The sequence below is a fragment of the Varibaculum cambriense DSM 15806 genome, assembly GCF_000420065.1.
In the GTDB taxonomy this organism is placed as follows: domain Bacteria; phylum Actinomycetota; class Actinomycetes; order Actinomycetales; family Actinomycetaceae; genus Varibaculum; species Varibaculum cambriense.
In genome coordinates, this window is sequence record NZ_ATUF01000002.1 from 442622 (window position 1) to 458100 (window position 15479).

Genomic DNA, 15479 nt, shown 5'->3' on the forward strand with positions numbered 1-15479 from the left:
CCTTAGAGCAATAGCAAAATAGTGGCTGCTACCAGGGTGATTAGGGCGCCGGCCCCCAGCCCGATCGCCACTCCCCCTACGATTTCTTTCGCTGCGCTCCGGCGGGGAGCAGGCGCACCCTGACGGGGGGATGACTTCGGCAGGTTCTCGGCAAAACCGGGAATGTTCTCCCAAGCCCCTAAAGTTTGCTCGTTTGCGGACTCCTCCTGCTCCCGCGGCGGCGAGAATCCCCCGGGGGAGCCAGCTCCGGCCCCGATAGCCTCCTCAGTATTATCCATAATTGCTGGCGGTAAAGTTACCGGATGCCAGGCGGGAGCCACCAGTTCCACCTGCCCGCGAGCGGTCTGCCCCGACTGGGTTTCGTCCTCATTATGGGCGGGAATAATCGGTTTTACCGATGCCAAGGAAGTCTTAGCATCTGCTGGGGAAACCTTCACCACATCCTCTAACGGTTGCGGCCGTGGGGGCTCCTTTAATACCGGCAGAGCCTCCAGGGGGCGCACCTGGTCAACTACTGACTTTAAGAGGGCGTGGGTCTGGACAGCACTAGGGCGCACCGAAGTCTCTTTCGCCAGCATTTGGGTCATCACATTCCACAAGGAACTGGGAATTCCCGGAAGTATTCCCGGCATATCGTAGAACTGATGGTTTAAGACTTCCCCCACTGTCCCTCTAAAGGGAGTGACTCCGCAGAGTAACTCGTAAAGAATCACCCCCAGGGAATAAATATCAGTTTTGGAACTTACCCCTTTGCCTTCAATCATCTCCGGCGCCATATAGTAAGGGGTTCCCGAACGCTTCGTAGTCTGGATTTCGTAACGAGGATCAATCCATCTGGCCAAACCAAAATCCGCGATTTTGGGCACCAGGTAGCCCCCTTGTCGTTTCAATAAAATATTCGAGGGCTTCAAGTCCCGATGCACAATCCCCGCGTGATGAATCGGGGAAAGACCAGCGGCAATCCCCATGCAATAGTAGACAGCATCTAAGGGCAGCAGCGTGCCCTGCTTTTTCAGTAGCACCCCCAAATCCCCGCCATCGGTATATTCCATAATGATCGCCATATATTCCGGGGTTTGGATCAGGTCATAAACCTCCACAATGTTTTGATGCCGCACCCCGGTAACCAGATCTTTTTCCATGCGAAAACGCTGCGCGATGCCCGGCTTAATTGCTAGCTTAGAACGCAAAATTTTTGCGGCGTAAATATTTCCTCGGGGATCGGCAACCTTCCATACTTCGCCCATGGTGCCCGACCCTAAGGCTTTTAACAGCCGATACCCAGCTATAACTGTAGAGCCTTGGGGGTCAGACCGTATGACCGGGTTCTGCGGATTCTCGGCAGCAGGGAAGGGTTGTCCGGCATGGGCGTGTGCCGGCTGATAATTATCCATACGTTCCCTGCAACTTGGTCGATAATCTTTCAGCATCCAGTTTAAAGCTTCAAAAAGAGAAATCCTCTCTCCCCTAGCTCCTACTTTTAATGATCCTTACAGATTTTTTGGAGTTCGCGCAGGTATGCCCGGTGGTGTCGGGGAGCCCCTCCCCGGTATGTCCAGGTGAAAATATTTTCTACCCGGAAATCGCGCGAACATTTAGAACAGGCCAAAACCCGGGTGGGGGTACGGAAACGTTCAATACGGTGGCCGGCTTTACACACCCCGATCCAGGGAGCCGGGAGTGAGGGCGCGTCCGGGGCTACTGTACGTTCAGCGCGCCCTCCTAAAGACTTAACTGCCTGTTGCCACCGCTTACCATGCCCGGCCTGCGGTCCCACTTGCGCGTGAGCGACCTCGTGTAAAACCACCTCCCACGCGGCATCCGAATCGTAGAGTGGCAACAAATAACGGGAAAAACTAATCCGTTTATCTGCAAAATGGCAGGCGCCGGCACGGCGGCGCGCATGATCCAGGCCAACTTCCCAGTCCTGCAAGCCGCAGGCGTCCAGGGTGCGCCGCGCTAACGCTAATACCTCTTCCAAGCTGTCTACTTTCACGAGCAGCCCTGCCACTCCGCCTAGCGGGGATGGTAACTAGCGATTGCGCCTAGTGTCCTAGCCCTTCCGCAGTCACCGGAGGCAGGGTCGACCAAGGGAAATTAATCCATTTGTCGGTGTGCTTTAGCACGTAGTCCGGGGTAATAATCGACCGCGACTTTACATAGATACAGGCACATTTAGCTTCTGAAACCGCTACCCGCTCACCTTCTTGTCCCGAAGGAATCCCGCGTTCGCGAATCAGCCGCATGACTAACTCTAAAGTTTTTCCCGAATCGGCAACGTCATCGACTACCAGCACTCGTTTACCGGACAGAGCCGAGACGTCCATTAGCGGCGGAATCAGCACTGGCTCAGGCAGAGTTTCCTCTATATCGGTATAGAACTCTACATTCATGGTGCCGATTGCTTTTAGTCCTAACGCGTAAGACAAAGCACCCGCCGGTAATAACCCCCCGCGAGCCACCGCCACTACTAACTCGGGCATCCACCCGGAATCTACAATATTTTGCGCGATTTGTCGGGTCGCATCTCCGAATCCTTGCCAGGTGAGCACTTCCCGATCTTGTGTATCTGCCATAAAACTAGCCTAGCTATCTTCAGCCAACTTTTTGAAACTGCGAGCGGATATTTTTCTCAAATTATTCCTTTCTAGCTATTTACCTGGGAAAACACTTCCCCCGTGTTCCTCGTAATATTATCTATTTAAATTAAGGTCTCCCCCTTTTGCTTTCTTTGCACTAAGCTGAGTAGCCGTGCGCTTTTTAAATGGAATGTCGGCACCTTATGAGCTGACCTATGACGATGTTTTTATGGTTCCCTCGCGTTCGGGAATAGCTTCCCGCTTCGACGTGGATCTATCTTCCGACGACGGCAGTGGCACTACGGTGCCGATTATCGTCGCAAATATGACGGCAGTTGCCGGTAAACGTATGGCGGAAACAGTTTCTCGCCGCGGCGGTCTAGTAACTCTGCCTCAAGATGTTCCCGGTGACATCATCGCTAAGACTGTAGCTGAGGTGAAAGCCTGCCACACGGTCTATGACACTCCGGTAGTGCTCGGTCCTCACGACACGGTAGCAGCGGCCCTGTCCTTGATTTCTAAGCGCTCCCACCGCGCGGTGCTAGTCGTAGATGAAGAAAACCGCCCGATCGGAGTGGTCCCCGAGTCGGCGCTGGCGGGAGTAGATCACTTTGCGCAGCTACATACCGTGATGGACACCCGCACCTTACTTTTGCCGGAGGGGATCGGCCCCGAGGACGCTTACCGCCAGCTTGCGGAAGAACACCTGGGGCTCGGCGCCGTAGTTGATACTGACGGACGCCTAGTCGGGGTAATGACCGCGCCGGGTGCCGTGCGTTCCTCCATCTACACCCCCAACACCGATAAAGATGGCAAACTGCGGGTAGCTGCGGCGATCGGCATTAACGGTGACGTGGCCGGACGCGCCTGCCAACTGGTAGAAGCGGGCGTAGATGTCTTAGTGGTCGATACTGCCCACGGCTATCAAGATAAAACCATCCAGGCTTTAGAGGCAGTACGAGCCACCGGAGTGGAAGTACCAATCGTGGCAGGAAACGTGGTCACCGCGGACGCAGTCTCCGAACTGGCTGCTGCCGGCGCCGATATTTTGAAAGTCGGCATTGGTCCAGGCGCCATGTGTACTACCCGGATGGCGACTGGCGTAGGCCGCCCCCAATTTTCGGCAGTACTCGAATGTTCTCGCCGCGCCCACGAACTAGGGAAGCATGTTTGGGCTGACGGCGGCGTACGTCATCCGCGGGACGTGGCCTTAGCATTGGCAGCCGGAGCCTCTAACGTGATGGTCGGTTCCTGGTTCGCTGGTACTCACGAATCTCCGGGCGATATTGTGCGCGACGGGAATGGACGCCCCTACAAAGAAAACTTTGGGATGGCCTCACGCCGGGCAGTTCGTAACCGTAATGCCACCTCCCGCGGCTTTGAACGCGCCCGTAAAGAACTATTCGAAGAGGGGATCTCTACCTCGCGGATGTATCTGGATCCTGCCCGTCCCGGGGTAGAGAACTTGATCGACCAGATTCTGGCGGGGGTGCGTTCCTCCTTCACCTATGCGGGCGCCACTAACCAGGCTGAATTCCGGGAAAAAGCAATCGTCGGGATTCAAAGCGCCGCCGGATATAAAGAGGGCGCCCCCGTAGAAAGCTCCTGGTAAACCTGCGTCAATATGACAAGGGCACACCACCAAAATGGTTAACGAAAGGAATCCCATTGACCCGGGTACTGTTCGTATGCACCGGTAACATTTGCCGTTCAGTCATGGCACAGGCAGTTGCCTCCCAAAAGGCTGAAGAAGAAACCCGCGATAACCTGGTTTTTGATTCGGTGGGAGTCTCTGACGAAGAACACGGTAACCCTCCAGACTACCGCGCGGTACATATCCTAGAAGATCACGGTTGGCTGGTTCCCGATCACTATGCCCGTCAGATCAGTCGCCGTGATTTCGAAGATTTTGATCTACTACTCGCCATGACCAGTGGTCATCAGCGCGCCCTCACCCGCCTAGCACAGCGTTGGGGAGCCGATGAGAGCAAAATTCGTCTCTACCGCGAATTCGATCCCGAAGCCAGCCCGGACGATATGGAGGTTCCCGATCCTTGGTATGGCGGGGATCGCGAATTCGCCGACACCTTGGAAGTAATCGAGCGGGTAACTCCGGTACTCCTAGAAGTCCTCTCCGAGATCTCCTGACCCTTCTCGCTGAATGCCCTCAACCTCGATATTTTCTTTTACGTAGCTAGAGGTGGCCGGCGCGGGGGCTAGGGTCGACCCGATACCAGAGGAAAGCTAATCACGCGCACATGGGCATCAGTTTGCTTAGTTTTGGGTTTTAGCGCTTAAAATCGAGGAAACGAAAAGCGATCGATAAGGGAACGCCCATGCCAAATAAACCAGTCGAGGTTGAGGACATTATCAATAAGCATTCGGGGGGATTGCAACGCAACCTCTCGAATCGGCATATCCAGTTAATCGCGATTGGCGGAGCCATCGGTACCGGCCTGTTTATGGGATCCGGACGCACGATTCACTTGGCGGGTCCTTCAGTACTGTTGGTTTACACCATTATCGGGGCAGTGTTATTCCTGGTTATGCGATGCATGGGGGAACTACTGGTTTCCGATCATAAGTATGGCACCTTCGCCGATTTCATTACCGACCTGTTGGGGCCAGGCGCTGGCTTCGTAGTGGGATGGACGTATTGGCTGTGTTGGATAGTTACCGGCACCGCCGAGGTGATCGCGATTGCCGGTTATTTCAATTTTTGGTGGCCAGATCTGCCGCGTTGGATTCCCGCGATTGCTACCGTGGCACTATTATTTTTCCTTAACGCCCTCACGGTAAAGGCTTTTGGGGAAACCGAGTTTTGGTTCTCGATGATAAAAATCGTCGCGATTATTGCCCTGATCTGTTGCGGAACCGTAATGGTGATTATCGGGTTTACTGCTCCCGATGGCCAGCACGCCACCATCACTAATCTGTGGTCGCGCCCGGGCGTTACTGGTTCCGGGTTCTTCCCGAATGGTTTTTCCGGATTCCTAGGCGGATTCCAACTGGCAATCTTTAGTTTCGTAGGGATTGAGCTGGTTGGTACTACGGCCGCAGAAACCAAAGATCCCGAGAAATCGCTCCCCAAAGCCATTAATTCGATTCCGTTGCGGGTGTTGTTGTTCTATGTTTTGGCGTTAGCAGCGATCATGTCGGTGACTCCTTGGGATTCTCTCGACCCCGAATCTTCCCCCTTCGTTGGACTGTTCTCTCTCGTAGGACTCGTCTTTGCGGCTTCACTAGTGAACCTGGTGGTAATGACTTCGGCCGCCTCTTCGTGTAACTCGGGAGTTTATTCCACCTCCCGGATGATGTACGCCATGGCGCTGCGCAGTGACGCCCCGAAGATCTTCCGGAAGCTTTCCCGTCGCTCCGTACCCTTAAACGCGCTGATTGTTACCTGTCTATTCTTGCTTACCTCCATTGCTCTGATGGCAGTAGGCGGCACGGTAATGGAAGCGTTTACCCTGGTAACTTCGGTGGCCTCGGTGCTATTCATGTTCGTATGGGTCATGATCGTGGCCTCCTACGTAGAGTTTCGCCGGCGCCTGCCCCAAAAGCATGAAGAATCAATATTTGCCATGCCCGGTGGATATTTTTCTATCGCAGTAATCAGTGTCTTTATTGTGGCGATGGTATTCGTCCTCGCCCTCGATCCCGCAACGCGGTTCGCCATGTTGGCCAGCCTGCTTTGGATTGCTATCACCGCTGGGTTATCGTTCCTGGCGAGCCGCAATCCCCACAACGCGAAAATCCGCGCCGAGTTTGCGGACCGTCGCCGCCGGGAACTAGCAGCCGCCCAGGAGTACCAAGCCAAATAACCCGCCCGCAGATTTTAGATCCTCCCGGTTGCAGTTCCCGCGCGGAGCCTAGGTTTTTCCTCCCGCCCAAGAATTCGGAAAACGTAGCGGCGTTTTCCGAATTCTTATGCCCACCGCACCCACTCGGATAAAACCTAGCCCCCGCGCTCGCTGGTATCGCACATGTAAACATCTGAGCGGGAACGCGGATCCCGCAAGGTACGCAATGAGCGTGCAGGGGCGGATTTATGCCGCAGGGTAGGCTGCGGCATAAATCCGTGAAAATGCCAGAGCATTTTCCGGATTTCGGGGCGCGAGGCAAAATCCGCCCCTGTACGCGGACTAATACAGCAGGAATTAGGCGGAGCGGGCTTTTAGGTGGCGATAGCGGCAAAGCGCCGCGAAAATATCTTGGAGGCGGGGGGCGGCCAGGAACGCCGGGTAGCGTCCGGCGGCGAAAGCCTGCCAGCTAGAGGACGCGAACTCGGTCGCGAAACGGGCGCAAGCATCTGCAATAGTTTCTTTACCGGTGGCGTCAGTGACCAAAGTACGAATCGCGTAAGCAATCGCTTCTGCTTGCCCGGGATCAACTACTTGGGCAAGGGCGGAAATATCGATTTCTTCACGGTTCAAGCGCAATGTGGCGGTGCCTTCGGCGCGAGTTTTTTCGCGCCGTCCTGCAGGCGGAGGCGGGCAAGATAGCAGGAGGCGTTTGTGTACTGCCTCTTGCGGACAGGGAGCCGCCGCGTTATCCGTGCTGCTGGCTGCAACCTCTCCCCTGCTTACTTCCCGCGCCCTCGCGGTGGCATCGTAGGGAAGATAATTTTCTAGCAGTAGCACCTGGTCGGCTAAATCCAGGAAATCTCCCGAGCCTCCCATCACCATAATGGTGGATACTCCCAGTTCCTCCCGGATGCCCCCTACCCGGTCGATTAAGGGAATAATCGGCTCGCTGCGCACCAGTTGTCGCATCCGGCTATCTCGCAACAAAAGGTTGGTGGCCGAGGTATCTTCATCAATCAGCAGAGCCCGCGAGCCGCACTCTATGGCTTCAGTAATTGCCGCTGCTTGTGAGGTTGATCCGGAAGCATTTTCGGTAAAGAACTGCCGCGTGTCACTTCCCCCTGGAAGAGAGCCGATAAATAAAGAAATATCGGTGCCAGTTATTGCGCGTCCGTCCTCAGCCCGTACTTTTATTGCATCGGGCAAAGTAGCTACCAGTTCCCGGCCATCCCCCGGAATATGGGGATACACCGCACGCTCTAACGCTTCTAGCAGCGTGGATTTGCCGTGATATCCGCCCCCTACAATCACGGTGATTCCTTTAGGGATCGCCATTCCCGAGATTTTCCCGCTATAGGGCAGCTCTACGCTTTGCACTAAGGGCGAGGGCGCGTCCTCACCTAACACCGTAGGTAGGTGGAAAGGCACCGCATTTTTCATCGGTAAATCGCTAATTCCGGAAGCCCTGGCCAGCAGTGCCCCATCCGCCACGAAGGCCACCCAGCCGCGCTCGCTAAGCATCTTTTGCAGTGCCGCATGATCTTTAAGCGTGTGAATATGGCGAGTAAGGTCGGCTAAATCCGGGCCGTCGTCCTCACCAAAACATACGGTTTTATAGACTAACTCGCACAGGTCGTAGTCCAAGAAGCGGGCAAAATTACGCCCTAAAATCCGTCGGCCTGCTGCCGGGAATGGTACCTGGACGCGCAGTTCCAGCCCGTCTTCACTCAGGGTTACCGAGGAGCGCGCTAAGATTTCTTGCCCCACCGGCGCTATTCGCAGTTGCGCCTCAGATTTCCCACCTGAACGCCGCGTCCCGAAAATTTTGCGGGCTCGCCGCGCCAAAAAATCACCGGTAGCTATCCGTGCCAACTTGTCAGTGGCAATCTCGGCGGGGATCTGCACAGTATCCAGCGGAACCAGCACTCGGCAGGCGGAAGGTGGGGCAAAGGGGTCGGACTGCACCCGGTCGATAGCGAAAGTAAAGTCCCCAAAACTCCATTGACCGACTAGTTGTTTATAGCCGCCATAGGAGCGGCCATCGAGTGATTTTGTTTTCCGAATTAGCTCATCTGCATCCCGCATAGTTCCCTATTCTATGACGCACGCTGACTCGCCTTGTAGACTAGCTAAGTACCATGAGGCATTTTCCGAGCGCCACTAGACGGCTGCACGGGTATTTCTGAGGATGGAAGGAATTTTTCGTGACTGACAAGCTGAAACTGGTTGACACAATCCAGGCAATCAACTGGAACGATATCCAGGACGATAAAGATCAGGAAGTTTGGGATCGGCTCACCGGGAACTTCTGGTTGCCAGAAAAGATTCCGCTGTCGAATGATCTACCTTCTTGGAAAACCCTGAAACCAGAAGAACAGGTGATGACTAACCGAGTATTTACCGGCCTGACCTTACTGGATACCTTGCAGGGCACGGTGGGCGCAGTTTCCCTGATTCCGGATGCCCGCACCCCGCATGAAGAGGCGGTTTACACCAATATCGCCTTTATGGAGAGCGTGCACGCGAAATCATATTCCTCGATTTTCTCTACCCTGCTGTCCACCACCGAGATCAATGAGTCTTTCCGCTGGAGTGAAGAAAACGATAACTTACAGCGCAAGGCGCATATCATCATGAACTACTATCAAGGTGATGATCCGGAAAAACGCAAAGTGGCCTCTACCCTGCTAGAGTCTTTCCTGTTCTATTCCGGGTTCTACGCCCCCATGTACTGGTCGGCACATGCCAAGCTAACTAACACCGCGGATTTGATTCGCCTGATTATTCGAGATGAAGCGGTGCATGGCTATTACATTGGCTATAAATACCAGTTGGCGGTCAACGAGTCCTCGCCGGAACGTCAACAAGAACTCAAGGATTACACCTTTGACCTGTTGACAGAACTCTACGACAACGAAGAATCCTATACCGAAGATCTGTATGACCCCCTGGGACTGACCGAGGATGTAAAGAAGTTCTTGCGTTACAACGCCAATAAAGCCCTGATGAACCTGGGGTACGAGGCACTATTCCCGGCGGATTCTACCGATGTGAATCCCGCGATTTTGGCGGCGCTGTCGCCTTCGGCGGATGAAAACCATGACTTCTTCTCCGGTTCCGGATCTTCCTACGTAATAGGCGAGATTGTCGATACCGAGGATGATGACTGGGACTTCTAGATACTTAAGGACGCAGCTGCGCTAAAGGAAAACTAACAGCTGCTGGTGGGGAAAAATAAATTTTCTTCCCCACCAGCAGCTGTTTGTATGTTATTAAACTCTTAACACCCTAGCGCCCATTGGAGTAGCCGAGCATCCCTAGAGCATACAGGATACGCAGCCTTCGACCTCGGTTCCCTGCAGGGCGTGCTGACGCAGACGCATATAATAAAGGGTCTTGATCCCCTTGCGCCAAGCGTAAATATAGTTCTTGTTTACCTCGCGAGTAGTGACCGTGTCCGGGTAGAACAGCGTCAAGCTGAGTCCCTGATCGACATGCTGGGTGGCCACCGCATAGGTGTCGATAATCTTTTCCGGTCCAATCTCGTAGGCATCCTGGTAATACTCCAGGTTGTCGTTATCCATATAGGGAGCCGGGTAGTAAACCCGCCCGATCTTGCCCTCTTTCCGAATCTCAATCTTGGCCACGATTGGGTGGATGGAGGAGGTGGAGTTATTGATATAGGAAATCGACCCGGTTGGGGGCACCGCCTGCAGATTCTGGTGATACATTCCGTATTCCCGGACTTTTTCGGCCAGCTTCTTCCAATCCTCGTTGGTAGGCACCTTGATTGACGATTTTTCTAGCAGCTCCCGGCACTTTTCAGTCTGGGGAGTCCAATCGCCGTTAATGTATTTCTCGAAATACTGCCCAGAGTAGTACTGGGAATCTTCGAAGCCTTCGAAGCGTTCCCCACGCTCTTTCGCAATCTTGCACGAGGCTTTAATCGCTTCGAACGCCACGGTCATGAAATACATATTGGTGAAATCCAAGGCTTCTTCACTGCCATAGAAAACCTTTTCCCGCGCCAGGTAGCCGTGCAGGTTCATTTGCCCGAGTCCAATAGCGTGGCTCATGCTATTGCCGCGCTCGATCGAAGGCACTGCCCGAATATTTGACAAGTCAGATACGCTGGTCAAGCCGCGGATCGCGGTCTCGATGGTGGCAGAAAAGTCTGGAGAGTCCATAGTCTTGGCAATATTTAGCGAAGCTAGGTTACAGGAAATATCTTTACCCACCTGCTCATAGGTGAGGTCTTCGTTGAACTCGCTCTTTTCCGAGACCTGCAAGATCTCTGAACACAGGTTGGACATGGAGATACGTCCCTTAATCGGGTTAGCCCGGTTGACGGTGTCCTCGTAAACAATATAGGGATAGCCGGATTCGAACTGGATCTCCGCCAGGGTCTGGAAGAAACGGCGCGCGTCAATCTTCTTTTTGCGGATCCGCCCGTCCTCTACCATTTCCCGATAATGTTCGGTGATGGAAATATCGCTCATCGGTTTCCCGTAGACCCGCTCTATATCGTAAGGGCTAAACAGGTACATGGGTTCCTTATTGCGTGCCAGGTGGAAAGTAATATCCGGGATTACTACCCCCAGGGACAGAGACTTAATCCGGATTTTCTCATCCGCATTTTCCCGCTTGGTATCCAAGAATTCCATAATGTCGGGGTGGTGAGCATTGAGATAGACCGCTCCGGCGCCTTGCCGCGCCCCCAACTGATTGGCGTAAGAGAAGGAATCCTCAAGCAGTTTCATTACCGGAACTACCCCGGAGGACTGATTCTCGATTTTCTTAATCGGGGCGCCCGCTTCCCGCAGGTTAGTAAGCGAGAGGGCTACCCCTCCTCCGCGTTTAGAAAGCTGCAGGGCAGAGTTGATACCCCGCGCGATGGATTCCATATTGTCCTCAATGCGCAGCAGGAAGCAGGAAACCAGTTCCCCGCGCGCTTTCTTGCCGGCATTTAAGAAAGTGGGGGTAGCCGGCTGGAAACGACCAGTCATGATCTCGTCTACCAGACGCTTGGCCAGTTCTTCATCCCCACGCGCCAGGTAGAGCGCCACCATACATACCCGATCCTCGAAGCGTTCCAGGTAGCGTTTACCGTCGAAAGTTTTCAAAGTATAGGAGGTGTAATACTTGAATGCCCCCAAGAAAGTGGGGAAACGGAACTTATAGGCATAAGCCTGTTTAAATAGATCCTTAATGAACTGGAACTGGTATTGCTCTACCACCTCCTGTTCGTAATAACCCTCGCTTACCAGGTACTTCATCTTTTCTTCCAGGTCGTGGAAGAACACCGTGTTCTGGTTTACGTGCTGCAGGAAGTACTGGCGGGCTGCCTCTTTATCTGCCCAAAATTGGATTTTTCCCTCTTTGTCATACAGGTTCAGTTCCGCATTTAAAGCGTGATAGTCCAGCTCGGGAGCGGGCGCGGTTTCTACTCCGGTGTCAGTTAGATTTTCTGCCAAAACTCACTCAGTCCTTTACGGCATATCTCAACGTCCTGGGAGGTTCCCAAGAGTTCGTACTTGTACATAAACGGGATTTTCAGTTTTTGGGCGAGAATATCGCCGGCAATGCAATACGCTTTGCCAAAGTTAGTGTTTCCGCTGGCGATAACCCCTACGCAGTGCTCGCGGTTGCTCTTTTCGTTTAAGAACTTGATTACTTGCTTGGGCACGGCCCCTTTGATGTTGCCGCCCCCATAGGTAGGCACCACAATCACATAGGGTTCGTTTACATAGAGGAATTCATCGCGAGGACGCAGGGGAATCCTTTTACTGCGAAAACCTAGTTTCTCTACAAAACGCTTAGTGTTACCCGTTGCGGAAGAAAAGTAGACTAGCAGAGGTTCCGTATCGCTCACCTTTGACCTGCCTTACTGTTTTCGCTTCTCGCTAATACCTGCTCTGGGATGCACTATTTTTCTGTTGGTTCCGCAATACCGCACCCCTGGGAGGCGACAGGTATCCGAAATATATTTTAATAGTTTTTGGAGGATGCGCCCGCCTTAGGCAGTAGCCACCGCCCGCGCGGCGACCGCTGTCCCCTTGATCTTATCGGGACGGAATCCGCTCCAAGAATCGGTATCAGTTACCACTACCGGAGCCTGCACGAATCCTAAAGATTTTACGTGTTCCAGAGCGTCCGGATCTTGGCTCATATCAACTTCCGCGTAAGCAATTCCTTGCTTTTTGAGGGCGCGCTTGGTCGCATCACACTGTACGCAACGAGGCTTAGAGTAAACGGTGATCGACATGTTTCTGCGCTCCTTAAATCGGCTTTCTTCGTCTGCGCTATTCAAAGAATAACATCAGTGTAGTTTTTATGCCGCCACATTTTGGCGATGAACTAAACACTACACCTAGTAGTGACTTAACACCAGTACCCCAAGATAGTGTGTTTGGGGATAACCGGTGGAAAGAGGGCATTTTTCTGGGGATACCCCGGATACGAAACCTCTTTCGAGGCTGACCGCCCCGCGTCTGCCTGGCTTTTGAGTAAAACCCATACCCGAGATTATTGGTGAGCGGTTCCACCAAAAATTGTGGATAAACTTTTCCCGGCGTGTCACAGGTGTCCGCGCACAGGGGCCGATTCTGCCTAGCGCCCACTGGTAAGCGCGGGGGAAAAGTTTGCCCCAGACCCGCAACGACGGCAAGCTAGCCCCCGCACACGAATGGTTGCAGATAAGATGGTATCCAGAACAGCTACTACTAAGGAGCAGGCGATGAGTGAGCGCATGAACGTGGAATCTTTCAACCTAGATCACACGAAAGTGGCCGCTCCCTTTGTGCGGGTGGCCGATCGCAAACAGTTACCGGGCGGCGACGAACTGGTCAAATACGATGTGCGCTTTTGCCAACCAAACCAGGAACATTTGGAAATGTACACCGTGCACTCGATTGAGCATCTCACCGCGGAACTGATGCGCAACCATACCGATAAGTTGATTGATTTTTCACCGATGGGATGCCAAACCGGATTTTACGCCCTGATGTTAGGGGTAGAACCAGACGAGTTCACTCAGCTATTGGCGCTAACTTTTGAGGATATTCAACGCGCTGACCAGGTCCCCGCAGCAAATGAACGCCAATGCGGATGGGGCGCGAACCATAGCCTTAAAGGAGCGCAGCAGGCTACCGCGCGTTTCTTAGCGGCTCGCGATAGCTGGAATCAGATCTACGCTTAGGGGATAAATAGGTTATGAGCAGCTACGAGACTGTTATTATCTGCGCGGAACTTACCGAGCTAGCTCCTTTGGTGAACCGTTCTTGGTTGCAAGAATGTCTTTCTCACCGCTTCTCAGACTCCTACCAACCATCTAACCCCAAAAAAGTACTTCCGACCCCGGTTAGGGAAGTCTCAGGACTATGTTTTTACCCCCTGGATTTACCGGAGATTCCCGGAGAAGTCCTCGGGGTACAAAGCGGGGTGGGAATGGTTAATGCTGCCCGCACCACTGCGATCGCGATTGAGGTATTAGGGGCACACCAAGTGCTATATTCAGGCACCGCTGGGGGTTTAGCCAAAGACAGCCAAGTCGGGGAAATTATTTTCGGTGACAACTACGTGTTTCACAGCGCAGACGCTACCGCTTTTGGTTATCAGCGCGGGCAGCTCCCAGGCATGCCAGCCCACTATGCAGGTAATGAAAGATTACTGTCGAGCGCCCGTAGCCTCTTAACCGATCCTGGCGAGGATCCTTCACCCCGGGAAACCGCTGCCTCCCGATTTAAAAATCCAGTTTTTGCGGCAGAGACGGAACTTGCCGACGCTTTAGAGGAGATCCCGGTACGCTGCGGTACCATCGCCACCGGGGATTCTTTTATTACTGAAGCCAATGTTAGTGCAGTACGTTCAGCCTTTCCTACGGCTCTAGCTGCAGAAATGGAATCAGCAGCCGCAGCCCAAGTAGCATTTTTATCCCAGGTTCCCTTCTTGGCAGTGCGCTGCGTTTCCGACCTTTGCTCCCCGGAAGGTCAAGACGTATATCACGGTAACGCTGCTGTTTGCGGGGCGCTCTCCGCGGCAGCCACGATCTGCCTACTTGAGTCCTGCTAGATCTAGTCACGCCGCCAGCAATATCACATTGTGACACAGATATCGGCCACTTTTGCGCCTGATCAAGACTGTCCTCTAATCGGCGCGGTATGATTTCCATGTAATCTTATTTGCAGTGGGAGAACATTCATGGCCTCGTCGCGTCCTCGTAATTTGAAAGTAATCATTGGGCTAATAGTAGGGGTCGCAGTATTGTGCTCGGCTATAGTGGTCGCTTACGCCGCAACCAGAGATTCGGGAACCCCGAACGCTTCCTCCACGACTTCTAAAACGACTCCCACGAAAACTAAGACCCCCAAAGCTACCCCCACCACCACTCCCACCCCTACTCGTCCTCCGGTGGATTGCACTAAGGAAAAGTGTGTGGCGTTAACTTTTGATGATGGCCCCGGTCCTGACACTCCGAAACTTTTGGATACTTTAAAGGCGGAAAATGTTCCCGCTACTTTCCTACTGGTGGGCAAAGCGGTTGTCACTTACCCGGATACGGTGGCACGAGAGTTCAAAGAGGGGCACTCCCTGGGTGTTCACACCTGGAACCATCCGCAGTTAACTAAGATTCCTGACGACAAAATAGTCAACGAAATAACCAGCACGGCAGACGCGATCAAGAAAGCTGCCCCGGATGCGAAACTTACTTTCACTCGCCCACCCTATGGGGCTTTTAACCCCCGGGTAATTTCTGTCTTGAAATCCTTAAATCATGCTGCTCTAATCTGGGATGTTGACACTTTGGATTGGAAGCATCGTGACCCAAACGCGGTATTGTCTCAGGTTCAACAGCAAACTAAACCGGGGTCGATTATTTTGATGCACGATATTCACCCCACCAGCATTCAAGCAGTACCCGAGATCATTAAATATCTACGCTCTCAAGGGTTCACGATGGTGACAGTTCCCGAATTATTCGGAGGATCGCTTACTCCCGGCAAGATTTATTTTGATCAAAACATGGTTCGCGAGTAATCGCGACAGCTAGGTTTTTCTGACAGACTGTCCCCGAAATTCTTTATTTATTCCCGGA

The 15479-nt window shown here is 53.3% G+C and carries 14 protein-coding genes; 7 read left to right on the forward strand and 7 right to left on the reverse strand.

Annotated features, from left to right (window positions below):
- Positions 1-2: 2 nt before the first annotated feature.
- The 3 genes from F605_RS10865 to F605_RS0102040 form a co-directional block, all read right to left on the reverse strand.
- Positions 3-1394 carry a serine/threonine-protein kinase gene (locus F605_RS10865; RefSeq protein ID WP_022864246.1) on the reverse strand — a complete coding sequence of 464 codons (1392 nt, stop codon included), beginning with the start codon at positions 1392-1394 and terminating at the stop codon, positions 3-5.
- An 86-nt stretch (positions 1395-1480) separates the two neighbouring features.
- Positions 1481-2011 (reverse strand): SprT-like domain-containing protein, encoded by a 531-nt coding sequence (locus tag F605_RS0102035; protein WP_022864247.1) that lies wholly within the window; start codon positions 2009-2011, stop codon positions 1481-1483.
- 34 nt (positions 2012-2045) lie between these two features.
- Entirely contained in the window at positions 2046-2576 is a 531-nt protein-coding gene (locus F605_RS0102040) for a phosphoribosyltransferase (RefSeq protein WP_022864248.1), read from the reverse strand.
- Positions 2577-2751: 175 nt separating this feature from the next.
- Between F605_RS0102040 and F605_RS0102045 the strand changes: the two genes are divergently transcribed.
- The 3 genes from F605_RS0102045 to F605_RS0102055 all read left to right on the forward strand — a co-directional run bounded on the left by F605_RS0102045 (position 2752) and on the right by F605_RS0102055 (position 6403).
- Complete coding sequence (locus F605_RS0102045; RefSeq protein ID WP_022864249.1) at positions 2752-4191, forward strand: GuaB1 family IMP dehydrogenase-related protein; 1440 nt, start codon at positions 2752-2754, stop codon at positions 4189-4191.
- Between the two features lie 56 nt (positions 4192-4247).
- Positions 4248-4727, forward strand: coding sequence for a low molecular weight protein-tyrosine-phosphatase (locus tag F605_RS0102050; RefSeq protein ID WP_022864250.1), 480 nt, complete (start codon positions 4248-4250; stop codon positions 4725-4727).
- A 188-nt stretch (positions 4728-4915) separates the two neighbouring features.
- Positions 4916-6403 (forward strand): amino acid permease, encoded by a 1488-nt coding sequence (locus tag F605_RS0102055; RefSeq protein WP_022864251.1) that lies wholly within the window; start codon positions 4916-4918, stop codon positions 6401-6403.
- A 336-nt stretch (positions 6404-6739) separates the two neighbouring features.
- Here F605_RS0102055 and F605_RS09335 read toward each other — a convergent pair whose 3' ends face one another.
- Positions 6740-8470 (reverse strand): ABC-ATPase domain-containing protein, encoded by a 1731-nt coding sequence (locus F605_RS09335; RefSeq protein WP_022864252.1) that lies wholly within the window; start codon positions 8468-8470, stop codon positions 6740-6742.
- A gap of 119 nt (positions 8471-8589) precedes the next feature.
- On the opposite strand from F605_RS09335, the gene nrdF reads away from it, so the two are divergent.
- Positions 8590-9564, forward strand: coding sequence for a class 1b ribonucleoside-diphosphate reductase subunit beta (gene nrdF, locus F605_RS0102065; protein ID WP_022864253.1), 975 nt, complete (start codon positions 8590-8592; stop codon positions 9562-9564).
- Positions 9565-9702: 138 nt separating this feature from the next.
- Here the strand turns inward: nrdF and nrdE are convergent, their stop codons facing one another.
- From nrdE to nrdH, 3 genes are all read right to left on the reverse strand, one after another.
- Complete coding sequence (gene nrdE, locus F605_RS0102070; protein WP_022864254.1) at positions 9703-11859, reverse strand: class 1b ribonucleoside-diphosphate reductase subunit alpha; 2157 nt, start codon at positions 11857-11859, stop codon at positions 9703-9705.
- Positions 11844-12257: a class Ib ribonucleoside-diphosphate reductase assembly flavoprotein NrdI gene (gene nrdI, locus F605_RS0102075; protein ID WP_022864255.1), complete on the reverse strand. Its 414-nt coding sequence runs from the start codon at positions 12255-12257 to the stop codon at positions 11844-11846. The genes nrdE and nrdI overlap by 16 nt, the downstream gene beginning before the upstream one ends.
- Positions 12258-12401: 144 nt before the next feature.
- Positions 12402-12650, reverse strand: coding sequence for a glutaredoxin-like protein NrdH (gene nrdH / locus F605_RS0102080; RefSeq protein ID WP_022864256.1), 249 nt, complete (start codon positions 12648-12650; stop codon positions 12402-12404).
- A gap of 471 nt (positions 12651-13121) precedes the next feature.
- Here nrdH and F605_RS0102085 point away from each other — a divergent pair, with 471 nt between their 5' ends.
- From F605_RS0102085 to F605_RS09345, 3 genes are all read left to right on the forward strand, one after another.
- Entirely contained in the window at positions 13122-13583 is a 462-nt protein-coding gene (locus F605_RS0102085) for an S-ribosylhomocysteine lyase (protein WP_022864257.1), read from the forward strand.
- 14 nt (positions 13584-13597) lie between these two features.
- Positions 13598-14455, forward strand: coding sequence for a 5'-methylthioadenosine/S-adenosylhomocysteine nucleosidase (locus F605_RS09340; RefSeq protein ID WP_022864258.1), 858 nt, complete (start codon positions 13598-13600; stop codon positions 14453-14455).
- A gap of 129 nt (positions 14456-14584) precedes the next feature.
- Positions 14585-15421, forward strand: coding sequence for a polysaccharide deacetylase family protein (locus tag F605_RS09345; RefSeq protein ID WP_022864259.1), 837 nt, complete (start codon positions 14585-14587; stop codon positions 15419-15421).
- Positions 15422-15479 lie beyond the last annotated feature (58 nt).

Excerpts from the sequence above, each read along its gene's own strand:
- F605_RS09340 (WP_022864258.1), top strand. The coding sequence starts at position 13,598 with ATGAGCAGCTACGAGACTGTTATTATCTGCGCGGAACTTACCGAGCTA.
- F605_RS0102040 (WP_022864248.1), bottom strand. The coding sequence starts at position 2,576 with ATGGCAGATACACAAGATCGGGAAGTGCTCACCTGGCAAGGATTCGGA.
- F605_RS09345 (WP_022864259.1), top strand. The coding sequence starts at position 14,585 with ATGGCCTCGTCGCGTCCTCGTAATTTGAAAGTAATCATTGGGCTAATA.
- F605_RS09335 (WP_022864252.1), bottom strand. The coding sequence starts at position 8,470 with ATGCGGGATGCAGATGAGCTAATTCGGAAAACAAAATCACTCGATGGC.
- nrdH (WP_022864256.1), bottom strand. The coding sequence starts at position 12,650 with ATGTCGATCACCGTTTACTCTAAGCCTCGTTGCGTACAGTGTGATGCG.
- F605_RS0102055 (WP_022864251.1), top strand. The coding sequence starts at position 4,916 with ATGCCAAATAAACCAGTCGAGGTTGAGGACATTATCAATAAGCATTCG.
- F605_RS10865 (WP_022864246.1), bottom strand. The coding sequence starts at position 1,394 with ATGGATAATTATCAGCCGGCACACGCCCATGCCGGACAACCCTTCCCT.
- F605_RS0102085 (WP_022864257.1), top strand. The coding sequence starts at position 13,122 with ATGAGTGAGCGCATGAACGTGGAATCTTTCAACCTAGATCACACGAAA.